Origin of the sequence: Streptomyces caniscabiei, assembly GCF_014930365.1 — a bacterium.
Taxonomy (GTDB): Bacteria; Actinomycetota; Actinomycetes; order Streptomycetales; family Streptomycetaceae; genus Streptomyces; species Streptomyces caniscabiei.
Window position 1 is genome coordinate 23,856 of record NZ_JABXWI010000011.1, and the last position, 25,685, is coordinate 49,540.

Annotated in this window: 21 protein-coding genes; 11 read left to right on the plus strand and 10 right to left on the minus strand. The window is 73.8% G+C overall.

Features of this window, described 5'->3' with window-relative positions:
- Positions 1–72: 72 nt before the first annotated feature.
- The 4 genes from HW837_RS28525 to HW837_RS28540 form a co-directional block, all read right to left on the minus strand.
- Positions 73–4,857: a hypothetical protein gene (locus tag HW837_RS28525; protein WP_193380501.1), complete on the minus strand. Its 4,785-nt coding sequence runs from the start codon at positions 4,855–4,857 to the stop codon at positions 73–75.
- A 78-nt stretch (positions 4,858–4,935) separates the two neighbouring features.
- Positions 4,936–5,820, minus strand: coding sequence for a hypothetical protein (locus HW837_RS28530; protein WP_045557314.1), 885 nt, complete (start codon positions 5,818–5,820; stop codon positions 4,936–4,938).
- Positions 5,821–5,854: 34 nt separating this feature from the next.
- Entirely contained in the window at positions 5,855–7,378 is a 1,524-nt protein-coding gene (locus HW837_RS28535; protein WP_045557313.1) for a hypothetical protein, read from the minus strand.
- Positions 7,379–7,465: 87 nt separating this feature from the next.
- Entirely contained in the window at positions 7,466–8,164 is a 699-nt protein-coding gene (locus tag HW837_RS28540; RefSeq protein ID WP_045557312.1) for a GntR family transcriptional regulator, read from the minus strand.
- A 152-nt stretch (positions 8,165–8,316) separates the two neighbouring features.
- Between HW837_RS28540 and HW837_RS28545 the strand changes: the two genes are divergently transcribed.
- The 5 genes from HW837_RS28545 to HW837_RS28565 are packed head-to-tail and all read left to right on the plus strand — an operon-like array spanning position 8,317 to position 12,747.
- Positions 8,317–9,636, plus strand: coding sequence for an MFS transporter (locus HW837_RS28545; RefSeq protein ID WP_045557311.1), 1,320 nt, complete (start codon positions 8,317–8,319; stop codon positions 9,634–9,636).
- A gap of 5 nt (positions 9,637–9,641) precedes the next feature.
- Positions 9,642–10,487, plus strand: coding sequence for a putative hydro-lyase (locus tag HW837_RS28550; RefSeq protein WP_177261795.1), 846 nt, complete (start codon positions 9,642–9,644; stop codon positions 10,485–10,487).
- Between the two features lie 24 nt (positions 10,488–10,511).
- Positions 10,512–11,270, plus strand: coding sequence for a LamB/YcsF family protein (locus HW837_RS28555; RefSeq protein ID WP_193380500.1), 759 nt, complete (start codon positions 10,512–10,514; stop codon positions 11,268–11,270).
- Positions 11,267–11,878: a 5-oxoprolinase subunit B family protein gene (locus HW837_RS28560; RefSeq protein ID WP_093789335.1), complete on the plus strand. Its 612-nt coding sequence runs from the start codon at positions 11,267–11,269 to the stop codon at positions 11,876–11,878. The genes HW837_RS28555 and HW837_RS28560 overlap by 4 nt, the downstream gene beginning before the upstream one ends.
- Positions 11,875–12,747, plus strand: coding sequence for a 5-oxoprolinase subunit C family protein (locus HW837_RS28565; RefSeq protein ID WP_045557307.1), 873 nt, complete (start codon positions 11,875–11,877; stop codon positions 12,745–12,747). The genes HW837_RS28560 and HW837_RS28565 overlap by 4 nt, the downstream gene beginning before the upstream one ends.
- Before the next feature lie 43 nt (positions 12,748–12,790).
- Here the strand turns inward: HW837_RS28565 and HW837_RS28570 are convergent, their stop codons facing one another.
- The 5 genes from HW837_RS28570 to HW837_RS28590 form a co-directional block, all read right to left on the minus strand.
- The gene (locus tag HW837_RS28570; protein ID WP_045557306.1) at positions 12,791–13,663 is read right to left on the minus strand and encodes an SGNH/GDSL hydrolase family protein; all 873 of its coding nucleotides are present in this window, start codon (positions 13,661–13,663) and stop codon (positions 12,791–12,793) included.
- Entirely contained in the window at positions 13,660–14,844 is a 1,185-nt protein-coding gene (locus HW837_RS28575) for a glycosyltransferase (protein ID WP_193380499.1), read from the minus strand. Before HW837_RS28575 ends, HW837_RS28570 begins: the two co-directional genes overlap by 4 nt.
- Positions 14,841–15,977 (minus strand): glycosyltransferase family 4 protein, encoded by a 1,137-nt coding sequence (locus HW837_RS28580; protein WP_093789336.1) that lies wholly within the window; start codon positions 15,975–15,977, stop codon positions 14,841–14,843. The genes HW837_RS28575 and HW837_RS28580 overlap by 4 nt, the downstream gene beginning before the upstream one ends.
- Before the next feature lie 139 nt (positions 15,978–16,116).
- Positions 16,117–17,535 carry a HEAT repeat domain-containing protein gene (locus HW837_RS28585; protein ID WP_045557304.1) on the minus strand — a complete coding sequence of 473 codons (1,419 nt, stop codon included), beginning with the start codon at positions 17,533–17,535 and terminating at the stop codon, positions 16,117–16,119.
- A 302-nt stretch (positions 17,536–17,837) separates the two neighbouring features.
- Complete coding sequence (locus tag HW837_RS28590) at positions 17,838–18,230, minus strand: ankyrin repeat domain-containing protein (protein ID WP_045557303.1); 393 nt, start codon at positions 18,228–18,230, stop codon at positions 17,838–17,840.
- A gap of 271 nt (positions 18,231–18,501) precedes the next feature.
- Here HW837_RS28590 and HW837_RS28595 point away from each other — a divergent pair, with 271 nt between their 5' ends.
- Positions 18,502–18,696 carry a hypothetical protein gene (locus tag HW837_RS28595; protein WP_005485586.1) on the plus strand — a complete coding sequence of 65 codons (195 nt, stop codon included), beginning with the start codon at positions 18,502–18,504 and terminating at the stop codon, positions 18,694–18,696.
- Positions 18,697–18,733: 37 nt separating this feature from the next.
- The gene (locus HW837_RS28600) at positions 18,734–20,284 is read left to right on the plus strand and encodes a hypothetical protein (RefSeq protein WP_093789337.1); all 1,551 of its coding nucleotides are present in this window, start codon (positions 18,734–18,736) and stop codon (positions 20,282–20,284) included.
- A gap of 102 nt (positions 20,285–20,386) precedes the next feature.
- Here HW837_RS28600 and HW837_RS28605 read toward each other — a convergent pair whose 3' ends face one another.
- The gene (locus HW837_RS28605) at positions 20,387–21,886 is read right to left on the minus strand and encodes an SCO1417 family PLP biosynthesis transcription factor (RefSeq protein WP_093789338.1); all 1,500 of its coding nucleotides are present in this window, start codon (positions 21,884–21,886) and stop codon (positions 20,387–20,389) included.
- Between the two features lie 98 nt (positions 21,887–21,984).
- Here HW837_RS28605 and yczE point away from each other — a divergent pair, with 98 nt between their 5' ends.
- The 4 genes from yczE to HW837_RS28625 all read left to right on the plus strand — a co-directional run bounded on the left by yczE (position 21,985) and on the right by HW837_RS28625 (position 25,474).
- The gene (yczE, locus tag HW837_RS28610; RefSeq protein WP_237270427.1) at positions 21,985–22,662 is read left to right on the plus strand and encodes a membrane protein YczE; all 678 of its coding nucleotides are present in this window, start codon (positions 21,985–21,987) and stop codon (positions 22,660–22,662) included.
- Positions 22,659–23,426, plus strand: a complete 768-nt coding sequence (locus tag HW837_RS28615) for a glycerophosphodiester phosphodiesterase family protein (RefSeq protein ID WP_193380498.1) — start codon at positions 22,659–22,661, stop codon at positions 23,424–23,426. The genes yczE and HW837_RS28615 overlap by 4 nt, the downstream gene beginning before the upstream one ends.
- A gap of 41 nt (positions 23,427–23,467) precedes the next feature.
- On the plus strand, positions 23,468–24,832 hold the full coding sequence (locus HW837_RS28620) for an MFS transporter (protein WP_045557298.1): 1,365 nt from the start codon (positions 23,468–23,470) through the stop codon (positions 24,830–24,832).
- Between the two features lie 267 nt (positions 24,833–25,099).
- Positions 25,100–25,474 carry an RNA polymerase-binding protein RbpA gene (locus HW837_RS28625; protein WP_003977404.1) on the plus strand — a complete coding sequence of 125 codons (375 nt, stop codon included), beginning with the start codon at positions 25,100–25,102 and terminating at the stop codon, positions 25,472–25,474.
- The last annotated feature ends 211 nt before the right edge of the window (positions 25,475–25,685 follow it).

The following is a 25,685-nucleotide window of genomic DNA, read 5'->3' on the forward strand; positions in this document are numbered from 1 at the left end:
CGTGGGGTGACTGCGGGTCCGTCGTGGCTGGTCGCGCGGTTCCCCGCGCCCCTTTCGGGGGCAGAGCCCCTTCTACGAGGCTCTGGTGGGCGTCGGCCTCTTGTACATCCTCGTGGCCGTGATCTCCGTGTGCACCGTCTCTCCCGCCCGGGGCTGCTGCGGCAGTCCCGGGCGGAGGTGTTCCTCCACGCTGATGTACTTGAGGCCCGCTCGTAGGTCGGCGTCGTTGCGAAGGCGGATGACCAGCGGGAACTCCGCCAGAGCCGTCGTGTCGAACAGGCCGGTGGTGTAGAGGAGCTGGACGCCGAGGGCGTCCGAGACCGCGCGCTGGAGCTCCAGCAGGTACGTCGCGTTGGCGCGGCCGATGGGGTTGTCCAGGAACAGGGTGCCGGCGTGGCGGTGCTTGTCCCGTCCCCGGTCGTTGCTGCGCAGCGCGGCCATCGTGCAGTACAGCGCGATGGCGGCGGTGAGCAGCTGACCGCCGGAGAAGACGTCGCCCATCTGACCGACGGGGACGCGCTCGGCCCGCAGCACCGCGTCCGGCTTGAGGATCTCCACGGCGACGCCCTTGGGCTGCAACGCGGCGCTGACGCCCCTCAGCAGCAGCGACATACCGTCGCGGCGCATGTCGGAGTTCTTCTTCACCGCGGCGCGGGTCGCCTCGTCGACGACCTCGCCCAGACGTTCGGTGAGGGTCGCCTGGTCGGGCTCCTCGAAGCGGATCCGGAGGAACTCCTGGCCGGACCACTCCCCCAGGCCCTCGGGCAGCCGGGAGAGCCGCTGGGCGGAGCGGAGCGTCGCGAGGGCCGACTCCACGAGGCCCCGCAGCCGGTCGACGATCGAGTCCCGGTTGCGCTCCAGCTGGGCCAACTCGTCCGTGAGGACCCGGAGTCGGGGCGCGAACGCGTCGGCCCACTTCTGGGCGTGCTCCGGGAGCGAGGAGGCCGGCAGCTCCCGGATCTGCTGGCGGGCCGGGGTACGGACCTGTTCGTAGCGTGTGGAGTTGGCGTGGCGTACGAGGACGTCGCTCGCCTCCCGCACGGAGCCCTCGGCGGCGGAGAGGTCGGCGGCGCAGCCGCGCAGCGAGCGGCGGGCCTCCGCGGCGGCCCTGCGGGCCTCCTCGAGCCCTCCGGGGTAGGCCTCGGGCTCGTCCTGCTCGTCGTCCGTGGAGTGGTCGCGCAGGAGGTCCCGCAGGAGCGCGGCGGTCTCGTCGAAGCCGCCGGCCGCGTCCTCGGAGGCGCGATGGGACTCCAGCAGCTCGGCGTGGGCCTCGCGGGCCTGGGTCAACGCCTCGGCGCGCGAGGCCAGTTCGGCGGTGGCCGTGCGCAGCAGGGCCTGGGCGTGGTCGGCGTCGCGCGGGAGCAGTTCCTCGGGCAGCTCGGTGTGCGTCTCGCCGTCCTCCGGGGCGTGCCGCTCGGCCTCGCCGCGCAACCGGCCGAGCTGCTCGCTCGCGGTGGACATCCGCGTCTCCAGCAACTGGACGAGCTCCTCGGCGCGTGCCGCCGCCGCCTGCCGTGAGGGCCCGTCGGAGCCGTCGGGCGACTGGAGCAGTTGTTCGGCGCGGTTGCGGACCTTGTTGGTCAGCCGGTCCAGGTCGGCGATCGCGGCGCTCTCGTCGCTCTCGGCCCGCGCCTGCTCGGCCCGCAGATCGGCATCGACGCCGACCTTCTCGTACACCTGGGACGCGGCGCGGTAGGCCTCGCGGAGAGCCGCGAGGGGCTGTCTGGGGGCGTCGGAGTCCGTCTGCGGTACGTCGTCGGGGGCGCCCGCGATCTCGGCGCGCTCGGCGCGCAGCGCTCGCGCCGTGCGGCGGGCGTCGTCCGCGCCGCGCTGGGTGGCACGGCGGTCCTCGTCGGCGGCGCGGGCCCGCTCCAGGCAGGACTGGGCGCGGGCCTCGGACTCGGCGGCGTCGTCGGCGAGTTCACGGAGCTTCGCCTGCCAGCCGGCCCGTTCGCGCAGCCGGAAGGCGAGTCCGGCGAGCGCGTCGGCGGCACGGCGGGACTTCTGTGCGGCCTCCTGCCGTTCGTCCCGGACCTGGGCGGCCTCGGCGGCCGCCTCGTCGGCCTCGGCCCGCACCGTCCGCGCCTCCGCGAGCTCCGCCTCGGCCTCCTCGGCGAACGCGCGCGTGTCCCGCGCGGCGTCGGCCAGTTCGGTGAGCCGTCCCGCCGGGCAGCCCGTGCGCCAGGAGGAGAGCCGGGCCGCCAGCTCCCGGTCCTTGCCGAGCCGGGCCGCCAGTTCGCGGATCTCCTCGTCGCGTGCGGTGGCCCGCGCGCGCAGCGCCTGACGCTCCTCGTCGGCGGCGTGCTCGTCGTGCATGGCCGGGTTCGGCGGGACGAGGAAGACGTCGGAGGAGGCGCCGTCGCCCGCGTCCATGGGCGGCGTCGGCGCCAGCAGGGCGGCGGCCGTGCCGACGGCCACGGCCGACCTGGGGAGCAGGGCGGCTTCGCTCAGCGCCTCGCGGGCCCGGGCGTGCGAGTCGGGGTCGGTGATGATCACACCGTCGACCAGCTCGGGGCGGGCGGCGAGCACGCGCGCGTGGTCGGTGGGGTCGACGGCCTGGGCGAGGTAGCGCCAGCCGGGGAGGGCGGGGATGCCGTGCTCACCGAGGAACTCGACGGTCGCCAGGACGTCGGGGCCCGGCGGCAGCAGTCCGCCGTCGCCGAGGGCGCCGAGGATGCGGGAGTCGTCGGCCGCGGCGGTGCGCAGCTCGAAGAGGTGCCGCTCGGCGGACGACACGTTCTCGTCGAGCAGTTCGCGCAGTTCGTCGGCGAAGCGGTCCAGCTCCTCGGGGGTGAGGGGGCCCTCGGCGAGATCGCGTTCACCCGGACCGCCCGCGCCCCCCACGCCGCTCGACGCGGCCTGGCCGCCCGAGCCCCTCACCCCGCCCGAACCACCGACGGCGTCCGCGCCGGCCGCCCGTGCGGTGGCGCCGACACCGGTCGCGCCGTCGGCGCCGGCCTCGGACCCGCCCCGGCGAGGCCCCGGCACCCCTCCCGAGGCCCTGCCCACGGCACCCGGCAGGCTCAGCAGCTCCGCCAGCCGCTCCTCCCCCGCGAGGACCTCCGCGGTGCGTCGCTCCCCGTCGTAGGCGCGCTCGGCGGCGACAGCCGCGTCGGCCGCGCGGGCGGCCGTGAGCTCCGCGCGGGACTCGGCCGAGGCCGCCTCCCGGGCGTGCTCGGAGGCACGGCGCGCGGCCTCGCGCGCGGTGTCCCAGGCGGCGACGGCCGTCTTCTCGGCGTCGCTGGCGGCGAGGGCGGCCCGGGCCGGGTCGGCGTCGGGCGCGCTGTCGTCCAGCCAGCCCGCGCGGACCGCCTCGGCGGTCTCCTGCTCGACCTCGCCGAGCCGCTGCTTGAGGTGTCCGATCTCGCTGCGGGCGCGCTGTGCCTCGGTGGCGGCGACGGTCGAGTCCCGGTGGGCGGCCTCGCCGACCTCCTGAAGGGCGGACGACTTCTCCTCGCCCTCGTTGGCGAGGTTCTCGGCGCTCTCGGCGGCGGCGTGCAGGGCGCGTACGAGGTCGACGGCGGCCTTGGCGCGGGCGGCGAGCGCGGGGGCGGCGTCCCGTTCGGCCTCCTGGATGGCGGCGGCCACCCTGGCAGCGCGGTCGGCGGCGGCCCGGTGCCTGAGCACGGCCTCGGCGGCCTGCCAGGCGGAGTGCAGTGTGCGCGCGTCGGCCAGCTCGCGCTTCTGCGCGGCGGCCGACTTCTCGGCGGCGGCGAGCGCCAACGAGGCGTGCCGGTAGGCCAGTTCGGCGGCGATGAGGGCGCTGCGGTCACGGGCGGCCTCGGAGTGGGTGACCGCGTACGCGGCGGCCGTGACCCGCTGGGCGAGGTCGGTGCCCCGCAGTCGCTCCCGGGTCGCGCGTGCCGAGAGCCGCCGGGCCAGGGTGCGGGTGCGCCGCTCGGCGGCCGTGTGGACGTCCCGGGCCCGGGAGCGCCCCTCGGCCGCCTCCACGATGCGGTTCAGCAGATCGACGGACCCGGCCGTGAAGTCCCGTTCGGCGATCAGCTCCGCCCGCCGTCCGAGCTTGTTGCCGAACCCGGAGACGAGGTCGGCCAGTCCGTCCGTGTCCCGGGTGTCGGTCACGGCCCGCAGCAGCAGGTCGGTGAAGTCGGAGTCCTTCTTCACCGCGAAGAGGCCGGCGGCCTCGCCCTCGTCGGCGTTCATCTCGCGCTGGTAGCGGAAGAGTTCGGGGTCGAGGCCGAGGTCCGTCAGATGCTCGTTCCAGCGGTCGTGGATCTCCTCCCAGTGCACTTCGAGGTGCGGATACGCCTTGCCCGCCTCGGTGAGGGCGTCCCGGAACCCCTTCATGGTCCGCCGCCGCCCCTGCGCGCCGGACGCGCCCTCGACGGGCGGCCGTACGGCGGTGGACTCGGCGACGGGCAGATTGTCGAGGCTCAGCCCCGGTCCGGGCCGGAAGGAATACCAGGCCTCGGCGAACTTCCGCGGGTCGTTGGAGACCTGCCGCCCCCGCCACTCGCTCGCCTTGCCCACGACCACGCACTCGCCGGTCAGGGTGTGCTGCCACTCCAGGGCGACGTGCCCGCAGTCGTCGGCCAGCAGGAACTTCCGAAGCACTCCGGAGCTGGCGCCGCCCAGGGTGTTGCGGTGGCCCGGCAGCATCACCGAGAAGATCAGCTTGAGCAATACGGACTTGCCGCCGCCGTTCTCCAGGAAGAGCACCCCGGCCGGCGCGGGCCGGCGCGGCGGCTCGGTCGGCTCGTCCTGGAAGAACTCCGCCTGCCGCGGCGCGGGATCGGGCACGTAGTCGCCCACACCTCTCAGGTCCAGCACGGTGTCGGCGTAGCGCGCACCGGCCGGCCCGATGGAGTAGAGGCGGACCCGGGACAGCTCGTACATGGCGGCGGACTTTCGCGGTGGTGACGGTGGATCGTGCGGGGGGATCAGGGCAGTTGTGAGATCAGGGCGGTCGCGGGGTCAGGACGGTGAGTGGAACGGCAGTCCGGCGTCGGCCACCAGCTCCAGGTCGTCGGAGTCCTCGGGGGGCAGCAGTGTGGCCGATCCGTCGGTGACCGGGACCACGCCCAGCTCCAGCAGCTCGGCCATCGCGGCACTGCCCGCCATGTCCCGCACCTGGAGTTGATAACGCGCGGTCGTGCGATACGTACCGCCGTTCTCGTCGCCCGTGCGCTGCAGGAAGCCCGAGTCGGTCAGGAAGCCGACCGCCTTGCCGATGATGCCGGTGGTGGACCCGGCGAGCCGGCGGGCGTCCTTGGTGGCGCCGGTGGAGCTGCGTCTCGCCCAGATCCGCCAGGCCGATTCCAGGCCCGGCGCGTCGGTCGCCGGGTCGGTGTTCTCGCCCTGCTCCTCGGCGCGCTCCTCCAGGCGCCGGCAGGCCTGCCGTACGAAGGCGTCGACGCCGTGGACCGAGACCCGGCCGATGTATCCGTCGTCCGCGAGGTCCTCGGGACGGGGGAAGGCCATCGCGGCCACGGCGAGATGCGCCAGTCCGTGCAGGAAGCGATCCACCGAGTCCGCCGACGTCCGCCGGGCGTAGTCGCCCATGCGCACCGCGAACACCGAGTCCTCGGCCGCCGTGACGGCCATCCCCGCCCGCGGCGACACCTCCAGCACGACCAGCCCGAGCCCGGTGGCGACGGCGTCGGCGAGCCGGGCGAACGCCGGATCCTCGCGGTACCGGCGCAGCAGTTCGCCGTACTCCTGGTCACGGGCCGGCTGCAGCTTCGGCTGGAGCCCGAAGGAGACGAGCCGAGCGGCGTCGGCGGCGTCGGCGGGAGTGAGGGCGGCCGCCACCGGAGCCGCTGCCGTCTCCGGCTCACTCCACTCGACATGCTCACTCACGACAAGAACTCCTCGATCTCATGACACGGCGTCCTCACGCCGCCTCCCTGTCCGCTGCCATCCCCGCGGAGTCCAGCAGGGCCATCCCCACGATCAGGTCCGCCCCGCCGAACTCGGGATCGTCCAGCTCCGTCCCGTCGTCCACGGCGAACAGCAGCTTCTCCTCCCCCTGCCGATAGGCCGTACCGACCGGGGGGCTCGCCGCGTGGACGGCCAACAGGGCGACCAGATAGGGCAGTTCGGCATCCTGCAGCCGTGCCTCCGCCAGCAGCCCGGACAGCCGCCGGGGCGCGTCCGCCGGGAGGTCCAGCAGCTCCTTCGCCGCCGCCAGCTGCTCCTCGCTGAACCGGCTGTCGTCGGGCGTGGCGATCAGGTCGGGCTCCGGCATCTCCGCCCCGAGGTGCTCCCGTTCGACCGGCGGGGTGAACAGCAGCTCCACGAGGTCCCCCACCCGGACGGACCCGGGTGTGCGCAGGCCGGTGCCGTGGGCGAAGAAGGCGTCGGTCACCCGTCGGGCCCGCTCCACGGGCAGCGGCAGCAGTGGTGCGACGAGATGCCCGTACAGGTCTGTCCCGGAGGTCGTCATCGGCGTGGCGAAGGCCTGCCGGTCCTGCTCGGCACGGAACAGCGGCCCGGCCTCCAGGAGGCGGGACTGCAACTGGGTGTGCCGCCGGATGCAGTCCTTGACGATGTCGACCAGCTCGGCGGCGCGCCGCTTCTGCTCAGGGTCCTCGGACTCGTCGCGGGCCTTGCGGATGTTGGTGAGGATCGCGTTCTCGTGGCGGTAGCGGTCGGCGACGTGGTCGAGGGCCTCGGCGATCATGTCGGGCACGGTCTGGAGCCAGTCGACCGCGCGGACGTTGCGCCGGGTGGCGTCGAGGGCCCTGCGCAGGGTCTCCGAGTACTGCACGGTCCGGTAGCGGGCCTGCTCGGCGGCGAGCTGGGCGTCGGCGAGGCGGCCCCGGCTGATCAGGACCTCCAGCTTGACCTCGGCGGCGATCTGCGCGCTGGTGACATCGGTGTCGAGGGCGCCCACGAGCACGTTGACGGCCTCGTCGGTCGTCCGGAGGTAGACACCGCCTCCGTAGCCCGGGACCTCCTCGATCAGCTTGAAGTCGTAGTCGCGTCGGACATAGGTGCCGTCGGGCGCGAAGGTTCCGTAGACGGCCCGGAAGCCGCGGTCGACGCTGCCGACGTTGATCAGGTTCTCCAGGACCCAGCGGGCCACCCGCTCGTGCTCCTCGACGGGCCGGCCGGGCGCCTGGGCGGCGATGCGCGGGATGAGGCGGGCGACGATCTGGTCGTGGTCCGCGCCCGTGTCGAAGTCCATGTTCAGGGTGACCAGGTCGATGGCGGCGAGGGCGACCTCGGCCATGCCGTACACCGTGTACTCACCGGCGAGGTTCGCCTTGCGCGCGTCCAGGTCGTGCAGCGGCGCGGTGCAGGCGAGCGCGCGCAGCCGGCGCGCCAGGCCCTCGTCGGCGGCCGGCCCCTGCGCGGGGCGCGGCCCCGCGCTGAGCTGGGGCGGAACACTGTCCGTCGATGCGGGTGAAGTCACGGTGCACAGACTAGGTCCTGGGGCTGACATCGACCCAAACGCGCCGCCGGACGAGCCCCCGAGCCGCCGGACGGGCCGTGGCGCCGCTCACGGGGCGCCGTCCCGCACCCTTCGCCCGTAGACCTCGACCAGTCGCCGGAGCGAGTCGTCGAGATACTCGGCCAACATCCGCTCGGCCTCGTCCCGCTCCCCCCGTCGCAGCGTGCGCAGGATGAGCAGGTTGCGCGCGAGGTACGGCTCGTACAGCTCACGGGGATTGTCCACCACGTGGAAGGCGAGCCGGAGTTCGGCGAAGACGCTGCGCATCAGCTCGTCGGTGCGGGCGCTGCCGGCGAGGGCGACGAGTTCGCGGTGGAAGTGGATGTTGGCGGTGGACACCCCCTTCCAGTCGCCCGCGCGGGCGGACCGTTGCCCCTCGGCGACGGCTTCGGCGAGCCGTTCCACGGCGTACGGCGGCTCCCCGAGCCCGCGCACGACGGCGCACTCGACGAGGCGGCGGGTGCGGTAGATGTCCGCCACGTCCTCGACGGTCAACACCCGTACGAAGACGCCCCGGTTGAGCTCGTGGACGAGGAGTCGTTCATGCGTGAGCAGGCGGAACGCCTCGCGGAGGGTGTTGCGGGAGACGCCGAGGGCGCCGCCGATGCTGTCCTCGGACAACCGGGTCCCGGGTGGGAAGAAGCCGTCGGCGATGCGGCTGCGGAGGATGTCCGAGACCCGCTCGGCGGTGCTGGTGCGCCCCAGGAGGGCGCGGTCGTCGGCAAGTCCCGTCAGTTCGGCGGCCATGCACGGAATTCAATCGCAGAGAGGAGAACGAAACAACAGGGGTATTGAAGGATCGTTCAACGATCCTCTACCTTGCTGGACAGGCGCCCTTCCCCAAGCCCCCTCACCACGGCTCGGTCCTCACGCACCCTCCCCCTCACCGCGAGGTGCCCATGAGCACGAATCGTCCCTCCCCGGCCCCGACCTCCACGAGCGAACCCGCCCCGGACGGCCGTCCCGACGACGACGGTCCCCTCGGCTGGCTGCGGGCCCTCGGCCCGCGCGGCCGCCGCGCCTTCGGCGGCGCGTTCGGCGGCTACGCCCTCGACTCCTACGACTACTTCACGCTGCCGCTGAGCATGGTCGCGCTCACGGCCTACTTCGGCCTGGACAACGGTCAGACCGGGCTGTTCACCACGGTCACCCTGGTCGTCTCGGCGATCGGCGGAGCCGCCGCGGGCGTGCTCGCGGACCGGATCGGCCGGGTCAAGGCGCTGATGATCACCGTGATCACGTACGCCGTGTTCACCGTGGCCTGCGGCTTCGCGCCCAACTACGAGACGCTGCTGGTCTTCCGCGCCCTCCAGGGGCTGGGCTTCGGCGGCGAGTGGGCGGTCGGCGCGATCCTCGTCGCGGAGTACGCGAGCGCCAAGCACCGGGGGCGCACGCTGGGCGCGATCCAGAGCTCCTGGGCGGTCGGCTGGGGTCTGGCCGTGATCGTCTACACGATCGTCTTCTCCGTCTTCGGCGACGACCTGGCCTGGCGCGTGATGTTCTGGACCGGCGCGCTGCCCGCCCTGCTCGTGATCTGGGTGCGCCGCTCGGTCGAGGACGCCCCGCAGGCCGCGGCCGCGCGCGAGCGGAGCGCCGAGAAGGGCTCGTTCGCCGTGATCTTCCGGCCGGGCACGGCCGCCGCGCCGGGACTGCTGCGCACCACGCTGTTCGCGGTGCTGCTCTCGACCGGGGTCCAGGGCGGCTACTACACGCTGGCGACCTGGGTGCCCACCTATCTGAAGACGGAACGCGGTCTGTCGGTCGTCGGCACCGGCGGCTACCTCACGTTCCTGATCTCGGGCGCCTTCATCGGCTACCTCACCGGCGGCTATCTCACCGACCTGCTGGGCCGCCGCCGGAACATATGGCTCTTCGCCGTGCTCTCGGCGCTGTGCATCCTGGCGTACGCGAACATCCCGAGCGGCGCGGACACCCTGCTGCTGGTGCTCGGTTTCCCGCTCGGGTTCTGCATGTCGGCGATCTTCAGCGGCTTCGGTTCGTACCTCAGCGAGCTGTACCCGGTGGCCGTCCGCGGCACCGGGCAGGGCTTCACGTACAACACCGGGCGCGCGGTGGGCGCCGTCTTCCCGACGACGGTCGGGTTCCTGGCGGACAGCTGGGGCGTGGGCGGCGCGCTGGTCTTCGGCGCTATCGGCTACGGCCTGGCGGCCGTCGCCCTGCTCGGTCTGCCGGAGACGCGCGGAAGGGAACTCCTGTGAACCACCTGACCGCGCGGGACGCGGGCCCGGCCACCACCCCGCACGACCGTCCCTTCACCTCCCTCGATCCCCGCGCGCACGCGTGGACACCCGAAGAGGCGCGCGCCCGGTTCCGGTCGGGCGCCGCGGGCCCCACCGCGGGCGTGGCCGCCGGGCACACCCAGGCCAACCTGATCTCGGTGCCCGCCGACTGGGCGTACGACATGCTGCTGTTCTGCCAGCGCAACCCCAAGCCGTGTCCCGTGCTCGACGTCACGGACGCCGGCGCGTGGACGACCCCGCTGGCCCGGGGCGCTGACCTGCGCACCGACCTGCCGCGCTACCGGGTCTGGGAGCACGGCGAGCTGGTGGCCGAGCCGACGGACGTGGTCGACGTCTGGCGCGAGGACCTGGTGTCGTTCCTGATCGGATGCAGTTTCACCTTCGAGTCGGCGCTGACGGGTGCGGGCGTCCCGATGCGCCACATCGACCAGGGCCGCAACGTCTCCATGTACGTCACCGCGCGCCAGTGCCGGCCCGCCGGGCGGGTGCGCGGCCCGCTGGTGGTGTCGATGCGTCCGGTGCCGCCCGAGCATCTGGCGGCGGCGATCCGGGAGAGCAGTCTGCTGCCGGCCGTGCACGGTGGCCCGGTGCACTGCGGCGAGCCGGCGGGCCTCGGCATCGCGGACCTGTCCCGTCCGGACTTCGGCGACCCGGTCGACGCCGCACCGGACGACATCCCGGTGTTCTGGGCCTGCGGGGTGACGCCCCAGGCCGCCGTGATGGCCTCACGCCCGCCGTTCGCCCTCACGCACGCCCCGGGCCAGATGTTCCTGACCGACGCCCGCGACGAGCAGTACCGCGTGCTCTGACACACCAGCAGGAGAATGGGATTCATGAGCTCCATCGATCTCAACGCCGACCTCGGCGAGGGCTTCGGCCGCTGGACGCTGACCGACGACGAGCGGCTGCTGTCCGTCGTCACCAGCGCCAACGTGGCCTGCGGCTTCCACGCGGGGGACCCGGTCACCATGCGGCGGGTCTGCGAGCTGGCGGCCGAGCGCGGTGTCCGGATCGGCGCCCAGGTCTCGTACCGCGACCTGGCGGGCTTCGGGCGGCGCGCGATGGACGTGCCGCCCGCCGAACTGGCGGCCGAGGTGGCCTACCAGATCGGTGCCCTGGAGGTCTTCGCACGCGCGGCGGGCACGCGCGTGTCGTACGTGAAGCCGCACGGCGCGCTCTACAACCGCGTCGTGCACGACGAGGAACAGGCGGCGGCGGTCGTCGACGGGGTGCTCCTCGCCGACGTCACGCTGCCCGTCCTCGGCCTCCCCGGCTCGCGTCTCCTCGCGCTGGCCGAAGGGGCGGGGCTGCCCGCCGTCACCGAGGCGTTCGCGGACCGCGCGTACACCGACCGGGGCACGCTGGTGCCGCGCGGCCAGGACGGCGCCGTGATCACGGACGGCGACGCGGTGGTGGCACGGTCGGTGGGCCTCGCCACGGACGGCACGGTCGTGTCCCACTCCGGCGCACGCGTCCCCGTCCGGGCCCGCTCCCTGTGCCTGCACGGCGACACACCGGGCGCGGTGGAGCTGGCCCGGCGGGTGCGGGCCGCTCTGGCGGCCTCCGGCGTGCGCGTGGAGGCGTTCTCATGAGAGCCCTGCCGGTCGGCGACCGCGCCCTGCTGATCGAGGTGGGGACGGGCGAGGAGGCCGCGGCCCTGCACGCCGAGCTGCTCCGCCGCCGCGCGACGGGCGACCTGTCGGCGACCGAGATCGTCCCGGCGGCCCGCACGGTCCTCCTGGACGGCCTCGACGCCCCGTCCCGCCTCGCCGAACGCCTCGCCTCGTGGGACATCCCGCCCGTCCCGCCACGCACCGAGGACGTCGTCGAGATCCCGGTACGGTACGACGGCCCCGACCTGCCGGACGTCGCCGCCCACTGGGGTGTCGACGAGGCCGAGGTGGCCCGTGTCCACGCCGGGGCCGAGTACCGCGTCGCGTTCTGCGGCTTCGCGCCCGGCTTCGGCTATCTCACGGGACTGCCCCGCGAGGTCCCGCGCCGGGCGACCCCGCGCACGTCGGTCCCCGCGGGGTCGGTCGCCCTGGCCGGCCCGTACACCGGCGTGTACCCGCGCGCGTCCCCGGGCGGCTGGCAGCTGATCGGTACGACGGACGTCGTGCTGTGGGACCACACGCGCGTACCGGCGGCGCTGCTGGCCCCGGGCACCCGGGTCCGCTTCACCCCCTTGGAGGCGCCGTGACGGACGATGCCCTCGTGGTGGTCCGCGCGGGCGCCCTGACCACCGTCCAGGACCGGGGCCGCCCCGGTCACGCCCATCTCGGCGTGCCGCGCTCGGGTGCCCTGGACGCGCCGGCGGCCGCCCTGGTCAACCGTCTGGTGGGCAACTCCCCGGACGCGGCCGTGCTGGAGACCACCCTCACCGGCTGCTCCGTGCGTCCGCGCTCGTCGGTCACCGTCGCCGTCGGCGGCGCCCCCGGCCCGGTCACCGTGGACGGACGTCCAGCCCCCTGGGGCGCACCGGTACGCGTCCCCGGCGGGGCCCTCCTCGACATCGGCCCCGCTCGCTCCGGCGTACGCGCCTATCTCGCCGTCTCCGGCGGTGTGGCCGTCGAGCCGGTGCTCGGCAGCCGCTCCACGGACCTGCTGTCGGGCCTGGGTCCGCCCCCGCTGACGGACGGCACCGTGCTCCCCCTCGGCCGCCCGGCCCGCCCGCACGCGCGCGTGGACGTCGTCCCGCACCCGGCGCCGCCCTCGGAGCTGGTGCTGCGTGTCACGCCGGGCCCGCGCGACGACTGGTTCACGGACACGGCGCTGCGCACCCTCACCGGGCGTCCCTACGCCGTGTCGTCCGCGAGCAACCGCATCGGGCTGCGCACGGAGGGGCCCGCCCTGGAGCGCTCCCGGCCGGGTGAACTTCCCAGCGAGGGAATGGTGCTGGGTGCCGTCCAGGTGCCGCCGGACGGCCGTCCGGTGGTCTTCCTCGCCGACCACCCGACCACCGGGGGCTATCCGGTGATCGCGGTCGTCGACCCGGCGGACCTGCCCGGCGCGGCCCAGGCCACGCCGGGGACGCCGGTGCGCTTCGTCGTCGTGCGGCACCGCCGCTGACCGGGGGTGGCCCCAGGCGTCGGGCCGGTCGCCCGGAGGAGCCTCACGCCACCTCCGGCCGCTGCTCGGCGACGGACAGTGCGGCCAGGGCCGACGCCACCGCGTGGGAGGCGGACAGGTCGAGCCGGGCGCTGGTGCCGCGCGCCTCGTGGCGCACCTCGGCGACGGCGAGGGCGAGGAGCTGCGGGAGCAGATCGGTGCAGCGCCGGGCGACCCAGCCCGTGCCCGCGGTGGCCAGCCACCGGACGGCGGCGCCACGGCCGGGCGCCGGCGACTCGGGCTCGGCGGAGGGCGTGGGGCCGGTGGCGAGTCCCGCCTCGGTGAGCAGGGCGTGGAAGCGGAGGGCGAACTGCCGGTGCCCCCGCTCGCCGGGGTGCAGCCGGTCCGCGCTCCACATCGCGCGGTCCGTCAGCCAGGCGCCCTCCGAGGCGTGCAGATGGACGGCTCCATGGCGCTCGGACAGGTGGTGCACGACGGTGTTGACGGCCCTCTGCCGCCGGGCGAGGGGCCGGGCGAGCACCCCGGGCAGCCCGAGCATCGTCCCGGGGTCGGGCAGACAGGCGGTGAGCAGCACCGCCCCGCGCTCCCGGAGCGCCCCGTAGACCGTGTCGAGGCGGGCGGCGACGGCGTGGATGTCGAAGGTGCGGCGGAGGGTGTCGTTGACGCCGACGACGACGGAGGCGAGGTCCGGGCTGAGGTCGAGCGCGGCGGGCAGCTGCCGCTCCAGGACGTCGCGCGTCTGGGAGCCGCTGACCGCCAGGTTGACGAACTCCGCGTCCGGCCCGGCGCCCGGCACGCCGTCCGCGCCGAGCCCTTCGGCGAGCAGCGCGGCCCAGCCCCGCCAGCCGCCTTCGACCCGGTCGCCCACGCCCTCGGTGAGGGAGTCACCGAGGGCCACGAATCGCCGGGCTCTCATCCCACGCCCTCCCGGACCGGGCTCCCGGCGGTCGCGTCGTGCGCGGAGAGGAAGGCGTCCACCGCGCTCTGCCAGCCGAAGCACTCGGCACGCGCGCGTGCCGCCTCCCTGCGCTCGCCCTCGGACCGGTCCAGCAGCAGTTCGACGGCGTCGGCGAAGGACGCCCCGTGGTCGGCCGCCGTGGCGCCGGCCGAGCCGATGACCTCCGGCAGCGCGGAGGAGGAGCTGGCCACCACGGGCGTACCGCAGGCCATGGCCTCCAGAGCGGCCAGCCCGAACGTCTCGGCGGGCCCGGGGGCCAGGGCCACGTCGGCGGAGGCCTGGAGCGCGCCCAGCGTCTCGCGGTCGCCCACGTGGCCCAGGAAGGTCACCGGCAGCCCCTCGGCCCGCTGTTCGAGCCTGCCGCGCAGCGGGCCGTCCCCGGCGACGACGAGCACGGCCCGCCGCCCGCGCCGCAGCAGCGCCTCCAGGGCGTCGACGGCCGTGCCGGGCCGCTTCTCCACGGACAGCCGGGAGCACATCACCAGCAGGACCTCGTCCCCGCGCGCGTGCCGCTCCCGCAGCCCCCGGTCGCGCAGGCCGGGGCGGCGTCCCACGAGGTCGACGCCCAGGGGTGCCCGGACGACGTTGCGCGCACCGATCCGCACGAACTCCCGTTCGGCGAACTCGGTGGTGCACACCACCCGCGCGTAGGTGTGGGCGGTACGGACGTTGAGGGCGTCCGAGGCCCGTCGGACCATGCCCTCGGAGAGCCCCCAGGTCCGCAGCACCCCGTCGGCGGTCTCGTGCGAGACCATCACCGCGGGCACCCTGGCCCGCCGCGCCCACTTCCCCGTCCAGCGCAGCGTGGTCCGGTCGGAGACCTCCAGCCGGTCGGGCTCCAGCGACTCCAGGAGGCTTGCCACCCGGCGCCTGTCCATGAGGACCCGGTAGCCGCCGGTGCCCGGCAGCAGCGGTCCGGGCAGGGTGATCACCCGGCCCTGTTCGGTCGCGCGGTCGGTGTACCGCTCCCCTGGCACGACCAGGACCGCCTCGTGCCCGGCCGCCTCGTACCCGCGGCCCAGCTCACGCAGCGCGGTCCGCAGGCCCCCGGAGGAGGGCGCGACGAAGTTGGCGAGCCGTACGATCCGCAGCCCGGTCCGGGCACCGTCCCGCCGTGCCCCCGCGGTGGCCCCGGTCACGCCGCCACCGCCGTCCGTGCCGTCAGCACGTCCGCGTAGTGCCCGATGAGCTGGTCGCCGACGGCCGCCCAGGTGCGCCCCTCCACCATGGCCCGTCCGGCGGCCCCGTAGGCGGCCCGCAGCGCCGGGTCGGCGGCGAGCGACCACACGGCGTCGCGTACGGCGGCCGCGTCGCGCGGCGGGACCAGGAGCCCCGTGCGCCCGTGGGCGACGAGGTCCAGCGGGCCCCCGGCGGCGGGAGCCACCACGGGCACCCCGCTGGCCATGGCCTCCTGCACGGTCTGGCAGAAGGTCTCGTAGGGGCCGGTGTGGGCGAAGACGTCGAGCGAGGCGAAGATCCGCGCGAGTTCGTCGCCGGTACGGCGGCCCAGGAAGACGGCGCCCGGCAGAGTTTCGCGCAGCCCCGGTTCGCTCGGTCCGTCACCCACGACCACGACGCGCACGCCCTCCAGGGCGCACACGCCCGCGAGCAGTTCGATCTGCTTCTCGGGGGCGAGACGGCCGACGTAGCCGACGATCAGCTCACCGTTCGGCGCCAGTGCGCGGCGCAGCGACTCGTCGCGCAGGTCGGGGCGGAACCGGACGGTGTCGACGCCGCGCGGCCACAGCCTGACCCGGGGCACGCCGTGTGCCTCCAGGTCGCGCAGGGCCGCGCCGGACGGGGCGAGGGTGCGGTCGGCGGCGGCGTGCACGGAGCGGATGCGCCGCCAGGCCGCCGCCTCACCGGCGTGGACGTAGGTGCGGGCGTATCCCGCGAGGTCGGTCTGGTAGATGGCGACGGCGGGGACGCCGAGGCGGGCGGCGGCCGCCATGCCGCGCACCCCGAGGACGAAGGGGCTGGCCAGGTGGACGATGTCGGCCCGGTGCTCGACGATCGCCGCGGCGACCCGGCGGCTGGGCAGGGCGACACGGACCTGGGGGTAGCCCGGGAGCGGGAGGGAGGGGACGCGGACGACGGGGCACGGTGCCTGGAGGTCGGCTCCGGCTCCGGTTCCGGTTCCCTGGGCGGTGGCCGGGGCCACGACGAGCGGGGCGTACCCCCGCGCGACGAGGTGCCGCGCGGTCTGCAGGGCGCAGTGGGCCACGCCGTTCACATCGGGGGGAAAGGACTCGGTCACTATGACGACACGCATACCGGTGTTGTCGTCGTGCCGGACGTGGCCGCGTCAACGTGGATCTTTCCGGACGAGGAACGTCCCATGAGCGTTGCGCTGCACACATGTCCAGGTCAGACCGTGTCCATGCCCTCCTGACCTCCGGGTCACGGGGTGTTCACATTGCGGGCATGTCAGGACCGATTCGGCTGCGTACGGCTGTCTGGACCTCGGCCTCCTCGGCCGGGTCGGCGGCGAGCCTGCGGAGCTGGTCGACGACGCGCGCGTCTCCCGTCTCGGCGTGCCGGGCGGCGATCTCGCGGGTGGTCTCCTCGCAGTCCCAGAGGCATTCGACGGCGAAGCCGGCCGCGAAGGAGGGGTCGGTGGCGGCGAGCGCGCGGGCGGCGCGGCCGCGGAGATGGGAGGAGGCGGTCTCCCGGTAGATATGGCGCAGGACGGGCGCGGCGCAGACGATGCCGAGGCGTCCGGCACCGTCGACGAGGGTCCACAGGGTCGGCGCGTCCGGTCCTTCGCCGCGCACGGCCTCGCGCAGCGCGCCGAGCACCAGGTCGCTGTCCTTGACCCCGCCGAGGCAGGCGAGCATGCGTCCGGCGGCGGCGCCCAGGGCGTCCGGCCGGTGCACCCAGCCGCGGGCCCGGTCGACGGCGGCCATGCTGCGCATCCGTTCGAAGGCATCGACGGCGGCCTCCACGACCATCGTCGTGCCGTCGGCCACGGCGCCCTCGATCAGGTCGAGGGCGTCGGGATCGTTGCCGTCGGCGAGGTAGCGCAAGGCGGTGCAGCGGGCGCCGTCGTCGCCCGAGCGGGCGGCGACGAGGATCTCGGGCCGGTCCTCGGGGCCGGCGACGGCGGTCAGACACCGGGCGGCGGGCACATGGAGGACCGCGCCGCGTTCGATGCCCTGCTGGGCCCACTCGAACACGGCCCTGACGCTCCAACCGGGCCGGGGCCCGCTCGGTCGCATCTGCCGCTGCCAGCGGTCGAAACAACCGGTCTCGTGGGCGGTCCGCACGCGGGTGGCGATCGCCTCGCGGGGATCGTCGGCCCACAGCCGCCAGGGCCGGGGTTCGAAGGCGTCACGGACGGCGGCGGCCAGCTCGGCCTCGCCCTCCGGATCGGTGGTGAACCGCGCGAGAACGGGTTCGGCGAGGGAGCGCAGCCCCTCGTCGTCGTCCCTGAGGGCCAGCTCGTCCAGGGCCCAGGCCCAGCTGGTGCCCACGGCGGCGTACCTGCGCAGCAGGTCGAGTGCGTCCCGCCTGCCGTACGAGGCGAGGTGCCCGAGGACCGCGAGGGCCAGCCCGGTGCGCGACTCGTCGGTGTCGAGGATGTCCTCGGCGTCGAAGAGGTGCCGCTCGATCTCGTCGAGGTCACCGCTCAGGTCGAGGTAGAGACGGGCGTAGTACAGGGAGCGGTTCTCCACCTGCCAGTCGTGGCGGGGGTCGCTCAGTACACAGTGGTTCAGTGCCGCGAGCGCCTCGGCCCGCGGGGCGGTGAGCGCGTGCAGCGTGCCGTCGCCGCGGCCCCGCTGGAGCAGGCCGAGCAGCGTACCGCTGGGCGCTATGACCGGTTCGAACATGGGAAACAGCCTCACATCAAGCGTCGACGCAACCGGGGATCCTGCATTACCTGGCCGCGTGACAACACGTCGGAGCGCCCGCCGTCTCTTGCTTGCTGAAGACCATCTTCCTCTGCCTCTCGTCGGTGGCCCATGCGGACCGCGTCACGGCCCACGCGGTGCGGCAACACCTGCCCAGCCATCATGTCCGTGAATCACGACGTCATGATGACCCGGCGGTTCTCGCTGCCGCGACCGAAATATCCGGCGGCCCCGTACCGCCTCCCCCGTCTTTCGTGTTGCGCCTGGTCAGAACATGTTGATCAGTGTGCTGCGAACAGTTCGAGCAGTTCCATCTTTCCGAACATGCGTGCGGTGTCGACCGCGTTCGGCGTACCCGAGGCCGGGTCGGCCCCGGCCTCCAGGAGGACCCGGATGACGCTCTCCTCCCCCTTGAAGACCGCCCCGGCGAGGGGAGTCTGACCGCGGTCGTTGACCCGGTCGGCCTCCCCGCCACGGGCCAGCAGGGCCCGTACGGCGTCGGCGTGGCCGTGGTACGCGGCGAGCATCACGAGCGAGTCGCCGCGGTCGTTGGTGAGGTCGGCCGGCACACCCGCGTCGACGTACGCCACGAGCGCCTCGGTCTCGCCCCTCCGGGCCAGATCGAAGATCCTGGTCGCCAGCTCCACGACCTCGGGGTCGGGGGCTTCGCTCATCGCCGGGACCACCTCTCACTTACACACTTCGAGCCGAACGGGTGAATCGTCAGGGTACTGGCTCGACGCGCACATCAGTGGACGGAGCCGAGGCAAAGATCACACCGAGTCCCGTCGCGCGCAACAGCCCAGCTCGGACGGCCGAGCCTTGATTCGACCATCGGGGCGAAATCTTCGGAATTTCACCCGTATGCACCTTTTATCGTATGGATACATCCTGTGACCCTGGAAGAACTCATGGTGACTGTCCCCATCAACCAGGAGAGCCCAAATGATCCTGAACATCTCAGGCGTCGTCCTGCTCGGCGTCATCGTCTTCCTGTTCTTCCGCAAGGACGGCCTGAAGGCGTCGCACTGCATCGTCGTGACGCTCTTCGGCTTCTACCTCGCCAGCACGGGCATCGCCCCGAGCATCACAGCGGGCGGCGAGAGCCTCGCGAGCCTCCTCGGCGGGATCAAGTTCTGACCCCGCCCCCATCCGCACGCACCCTCAGGAGACAGCCGTGGCCCGGGTCCCCCTCCCCCGCATTCTGAGCACCGGTGGCGCGCACCTCGCCAGGAGCCGGGAGCTGGCCCGGACCGCGGCCGACGGCGCCACCGACGTCCTCCACCCACTGATCACGATCACGCGTGGACTGCGCCGGCTGGTCGCCGCCGGGCGCCGCAGATGGGCAGAGACCCCGAAGGACCGTCGCGGGTCGCTGCTCTTCCTGGCGGCCTCGATCGTCCTGGTCGTGACCCTGGTGCCGTACGGCCCGCTGCTCGCCGTCATCGCCCTGATGGCGGCGGCAGCCTGGGCGGGCCGCGAGGGCGCCGTCGCCGAGCCGGCCGGCCCCGACGAATCGCAGACCCAGCGCCTGCGGTCCCTCTACGAGGCCCTGGTCCCCTACTTCTCGGCCGCCGAGGACCCCGAGCCGCTCTACGCGCACGGCGGCGCCTGGGACAAGGCCTTCCCCACCTACGCGTTCGACGGCACCGGCCGCGTCTGCCATCTGCTGATCCGCTACCCGGCGTACTTCACGGACGGCGAGGCGGAGTCCCGCGGGCGCGTCGAGCAGCTGCTGCACACCAAGGCGGGCCGCGGCCGCGAGTACCGCTTCAGCTGGGACGAGGAGGGCAACGAGCTCACCGTCGCCGTCCTCCCCCCGCTCGCCACCGACATCACCGCCCAGCGCTTCGTGACGGCACCGGGCGAGACGGTCCTCGGCTTCACCGACGAGACCCAGGTCCAGCGCACCCTCCCCCTCTCCTCCGGGGAGGAGCAGCGGGATGTGCCGCCGGTCGTCTGGCGCACCGGCGTCCGGTCCACCGAACCGCATCTGCTGGCCGTCGGCGAGCCCGGCAGCGGCACCACGACCCTGCTCCGCTCGATCGCCCTCCAGGCGCTCCAGCACGGTGACGTCGTCATCGTCGAGGGCGGCGGCAGCGGCGAGTACGCGTGCCTGACCGGCCGCGACGGGGTGCTCGCGGTGGAGAGCGGGCTCTCCGGCGCCCTGGCGAGCCTGGAATGGGCGTCCCAGGAGACGGAGCGCCGGCTGATCGCGCAGAACCGCGCCCGCCAGGCGGGCCAGCCACCGCCGGACGACATCCGCCGGCCCCTCTGGCTCCTCCTCGACCGCCCGAGCGTGCTCTCCCACCTCGCCGCGGCGGAGGGCCGGCCCGACCCGCAGTCCCTCCTCCAGATCCCCCTCAGACACGGCCGCGCGGTCGACGTCGCCGTCGTGATCACCGAACAGTTCGACCACCTGGACTCCCTCACGGACGCCGTACGTCAGCACACGCGCGCGCGTGTCGTCCTCGGCCCCGCCTCCCCCGAGCAGGTGGAGACGGTGCTCGGCGCCGCGCCCCCCACCACGCCGACCCCGGACATGCCCCCGGGCCGCGGCTACGCCCGCCTGGGCCCGGCCCCCGCGCTTCGCCTCCAGGTCCCCACCACCCCGGACCCCTACGACGACACCACCCCGGAGCCCCACCGCCAGGCGGTGCTCGACCTGCTCCCGCCCCACACACCCTCACCGGACACGTTCACGAAAGCGGCCCCGGCGGAGACGTGAGACCCCCCGCGGTCAGTCGTGCGGGCGGCACGGGTGGGCGCGCGGCGGCACCCGGCGAGCGCCGGGGCCCGGCGACCGCCGCCGCACACCACTCACCCGCCCTCACGCCACGAACGTCCGCGGCCCCTCGCCCCCGCCGGGCGCCCCGTCCCGCACCAACCGGGCCGCCGCCGCCAACCGCGCCGCCGCCTCCTCGGCCACCGCTCCGCCCACCGTGAACGGCAGCCGCACATACCCCTCGAAGGCCCCGTCCACCCCGAACCGGGGCCCGGACGGCACCCGGACCCCCACCCGCTCACCCACCTCGGCGAGCCGCGACCCCGACAGCCCCCCGGTGCGCACCCACAGCGTCAGCCCGCCCCGGGGCTCCGAGAACTCCCAGTCCGGCAACTCCCGCCGCACCGCGGCCACCAGGGCGTCCCGGTTCTCCCGGGCCTGCTCCCGCCGCACCCCCACGGCCTGCGCCCAACCCCCCGTGCTCATCAGCCAGTTCACGGCGAGCTGCTCCAACACCGGCGTCCCCAGGTCCGCGTACGCCCGGGCCGCGACCAGACTCCGGATCACATCCGGCGCCGCCCGCACCCACCCGATCCGCATCCCCGCCCAGAACGCCTTGCTGGCCGACCCGACCGTGATCACCGTCGACCCCGCCGGATCGAACGCGCAGACGGGCCGCGGCATCTCCACGTCGTCGTCGAGCCACAGCTCGCTCATCGTCTCGTCGGCGACGAGCACCGTCCCGGCGCCCCGGGCCGCGTCGACGAGCCCGCGCCGCCGGTCCTCGTCCGCGAGCGCCCCGGTCGGGTTGTGGAAGTCGGCGACGACATACGCCAGTCGGGGCGCCGCGTCCCGCAGCACCTGCCGCCACCGGTCCATGTCCCACCCGGCGAGCCCGTCCGCCATGGCGACCGGCACCAGCCGCGCCCCCGCCTCCCGCATCAGCTGGAGGATGTTGGCGTACGACGGCGACTCCACCGCGATCCGCTCACCGCGCCCCGCGAAGAGATGGCAGATGGCGTCCATGGCGCCCATCGCGCCGGTGGTCACCATGATCTGCTCGGGCATCGTCGGGATGCCGCGCGCCGTGTACCGGTCGGCGAGCATGGAGCGCAGGGCGGGCAGTCCGGCCGGGTAGTCGCCGTGCGTGTGGGCGTAGGGCGGCAGTTCCTCCAACGCGCCCCGCACGGCCCGGGTGAGCCACGGCTCGGGCGCGGGCAGGGCGGCGCAGCCCAGGTCGATCATCGAACCGAGCGCCTCGGGCGGCAGCGGCTCCAGACCACGCGCGGGCAACGGCTTCCCCGCCGGGACGGCCGTCCAACTGCCCGCTCCCCGCCGGGACTCCAGGAACCCCTCGGTGCGCAGCGCCTCGTAGGCCGCCGCGACGGTCGTACGGCTCACGGAGAGGGAGAGCGCCAGCTCCCGCTCGGCGGGCAGCCGGGCGGCGACGGGCACGCGGCCCTCCAGCACCAGCAGACGGATCCCGTCGGCGAGCGCGCGGTAGGCGGGCGGGCGGCGGGTGCCGGGGCCGGCGGGACGCTCCTGCTGCGAGGTGAGCAGCCGCGCGAGCTGCGCCGCGCCGACCGCCGAAGTCCACTGCGCCATGATTCCAGTCCACCTTCCGCGAATTGGCCATGGATGCCATCTCTCTCCAAGCCACAGAGTGTCATGCGTCAGGCCACCGGCACCACCAGGGGGACATCTTGCCCGCACAGCACGAGCCGCAGCACGAGCCACAGACGCACACGGGCCGCCGACTGGTCCAGCTCTACACCGGGCTCGCGCTGTACGGCGCCAGCTCCGCGCTCCTCGTACGCTCGGGCCTCGGCCTGGAGCCGTGGAACGTGCTGCACCAGGGCCTGGCCGAGCTGACCGGGCTGACCATCGGGGTGGTGTCGATCGTCGTGGGCGCGGTGGTGCTGCTCCTGTGGATCCCGCTCCGCCAGCGACCGGGCCTCGGCACGGTCTCCAACGTCTTCGTGGTGGGCATCGCGATGGACGCCACTCTGGCCCTGGTGCCGGAGGCGCACACCATGGCCGTACGGATCCCCCTGCTGGCCGCCGGGATCGTGCTGAACGGCGCGGCGACCGGCCTCTACATCGCGGCCCGCTTCGGCCCGGGCCCGCGCGACGGCCTGATGACGGGGCTGCACCGGCGTACCGGCCGCTCACTGAGGCTGATGCGGACGGCCGTGGAGGTGGCGGTGCTGGCGACCGGCTTCGCCCTCGGCGGCACGGTCGGGCCGGGCACCCTGCTCTACGCCCTCTGCATCGGCCCGCTCGCCCAGTTCTTCCTGCGGGTGTTCGCCGTGCCCTCGGCATCCGGCAGCACGGTCGTTGCCACCACCGGTCCATCGAAGCGAGCCATACTGCCCGGGTGACCGCCCTCGTACGCCACCCCTACCTCGACCATCCGGGCCCGATCGCCTTCGCCCACCGGGGCGGGGCTGCCGACGGCCTGGAGAACACCATGGCCCAGTTCCGGCGGGCGGTGGAGTCGGGCTACCGCTACATCGAGACCGACGTCCACGCCTCGCGCGACGGCAGGCTCGTCGCCTTCCACGACGCGACCCTGGACCGGATGACCGACGGCGCGGGCCGGATAGCCGACCTGATGTGGAAGGAGATCAGCCACGCGCGCGTGGCGGGCGTCGAGCCCGTCCCCCTCTTCGAGGAGCTGCTCGAAGAGTTCCCCGACGTCCGCTGGAACATCGACGTCAAGGCGGAGCCCGCGCTGCACCCGCTGCTCAATCTGATCGCCCGGACCGAGTCCTGGGACCGGGTCTGCGTCGGTTCCTTCTCCGAGTCCCGGGTGGCCCGCGCACGGCGGCTCGCCGGTCCGCGCCTGGCCACCTCGTACGGCACGAGCGGTGTGCTGGGGCTGCGGCTGCGGTCGTGGGGCGCCCCCGCCACGGTCCGCCGCTCGGCGGTCGCCGCACAGGTGCCCGAGTCGCACGCCGGGGTGCCCGTGGTCGACCACCGGTTCGTGCGCGCGGCCCACGCGCGCGGGCTCCAGGTGCACGTCTGGACCGTGAACGAACCGCAACGCATGCACCGCCTCCTGGACCTGGGCGTCGATGGCATCATGACCGATCACATCGACACGCTGCGCGAGGTGCTGGAGGACCGGGGTACCTGGGTCTGACCTCCTCGCGCGGCCCGTTCACGGGGAAGCGAGGGGCACGGGTGGGCACCGACACCGTGCGGACGGACGCGGCCGACGACGCCGCGGGCAGACGGCGCGAACAGCGCGGCTGGTACTTCTACGACTGGGCCTGCTCCGTCTACTCGACCAGCGTCCTGACCGTGTTCCTCGGTCCCTATCTGACCGAGGTCGCCAAGTCCGCCGCCGACCCGGACGGCTACGTCCATCCGCTGGGCATACCGGTCCGCGCCGGTTCCTTCTTCGCGTACTCGGTGTCCCTGTCGGTGATCGTCGCCGTGGTGATCATGCCGCTGGTGGGCGCGGCCGCCGACCGCACGGGCCGCAAGAAGCCCCTGCTGGCCGCGACCGCCTACGTCGGCGCCACCGCGACCGCGGGCATGTTCTTCCTGGACGGCGACCGCTATCTGCTCGGCGGCGTCCTGCTGGTCGTCGCGAACGCGGCGCAGTCCGTCGCGATGATGCTCTACAACTCCTACCTGCCCCAGATCGCCCCGCCCGAGGAACGCGACGCCGTCTCCTCCCGCGGCTGGGCCTTCGGCTACGCGGCCGGCTCCCTGGTCCTGGTCGCGAACCTGATCCTCTTCACCGCCCACGACTCCTTCGGCATCTCCGAGGGCATGGCCGTCCGCATCTGTCTGGCCTCGGCGGGCCTGTGGTGGGGCGCCTTCACCCTGATCCCACTCAAGCGCCTGCGCGACCGGCGCCGCCCGGCCGGCGAGTCCGCGGGCGCGGAGGGGGCGACGTCCCCGGGGCTGCGTCAACTCGCCGCCACCGTCCGTGACATGCGGCGCCACCCGCTGACCCTGAGCTTCCTCCTCGCCTACCTCGTCTACAACGACGGCATCCAGACGGTGATCTCCCAGGCCTCGGTGTACGGCTCCGAGGAACTCGACCTGGAGCAGTCCACGCTCATCGTGGCGGTTCTGCTGGTGCAGGTCCTGGCGGTGGGCGGCGCCCTCGGCATGGGCCGTCTCTCCCGCCGCTACGGCGCCAAGCGCACGATCCTCGGCTCCCTGGTCGCCTGGACACTGATCCTCACCGCCGGCTACTTCCTCCCGGCGAGCGCCCCGCTGTGGTTCTTCGTCCTCGCCTCGGGCATCGGCCTGGTCCTCGGCGGCAGCCAGGCCCTGTCCCGCTCCCTCTTCTCCCACCTCGTCCCGCCCGGAAAGGAGGCGGAGTACTTCGCCGCGTACGAGATGAGCGACCGCGGCATGAGCTGGCTGGGCCCGCTGCTGTTCGGCGTGACCTACCAGCTGACCGGAAGTTATCGGGACGCGATCATCTCGCTGGTGGCCTTCTTCGTCCTGGGATTCGCCCTGCTCGCGAGGGTTCCGGTGCGCCGGGCGATCGGCGACGCGGGCAACCCGGTGCCGGACAGGATTTAGCGCCGGAAGCGAAAGGGCTGTAGTGTACGCGTTTGGCCTGCCAGGCGTACCGTTACTGCGCGTCAAAGATGCCGAAACGCTGGGTGACATCTGCTGTCAGATGTGACAAACCGGGCGCGGGTGGGTACAACAAGGGCGGCTACGACTGGCGACGCATGACCCGGAACGGGACACGGAACGGGAATCTTTACCGCCGACCGGACGTTGACCGGATGACGACGACAGCGACACCTGTCCTGTGGGCGACAAGCCCGGGAGGCACGATTCATGAGTGAGCGAGCTCTTCGCGGCACGCGCCTCGTGGTGACCAGCTACGAGACGGACCGCGGCATCGACTTGGCTCCGCGCCAGGCCGTGGAGTACGCATGCGAGAAGGGGCACCGCTTCGAGATGCCCTTCTCGGTCGAGGCGGAGATTCCGCCGGAGTGGGAGTGCAAGGTCTGCGGGGCCCAGGCACTCCTCGTGGACGGCGACGGCCCTGAGGAAAAGAAGGCCAAGCCCGCGCGTACGCATTGGGACATGCTGATGGAGCGGCGCACCCGTGAGGAACTCGAAGAGGTCCTCGAAGAGCGCCTGGCGGTTCTCCGCTCCGGCGCGATGAACATCGCGGTACATCCGCGAGACAGCCGCAAGTCCGCGTAGCCCCTCCGGGGGCCGGGCGGACAACACAGCGCAACCGATGACCGCGGGCGCCGTACGAACATGTACGGCGCCCGCGGTCTTTGTCATGCGTGGTCGGGTGCGGGTGAGTGAGGGCTGGTCGCGCAGTTCCCCGCGCCCCTGAAGGCCTACGGCCTTTCGGGCCGAAAAAGCACGGGGCGCAGCCCCTGCTTTTTCAGGGGCGCGGGGAACT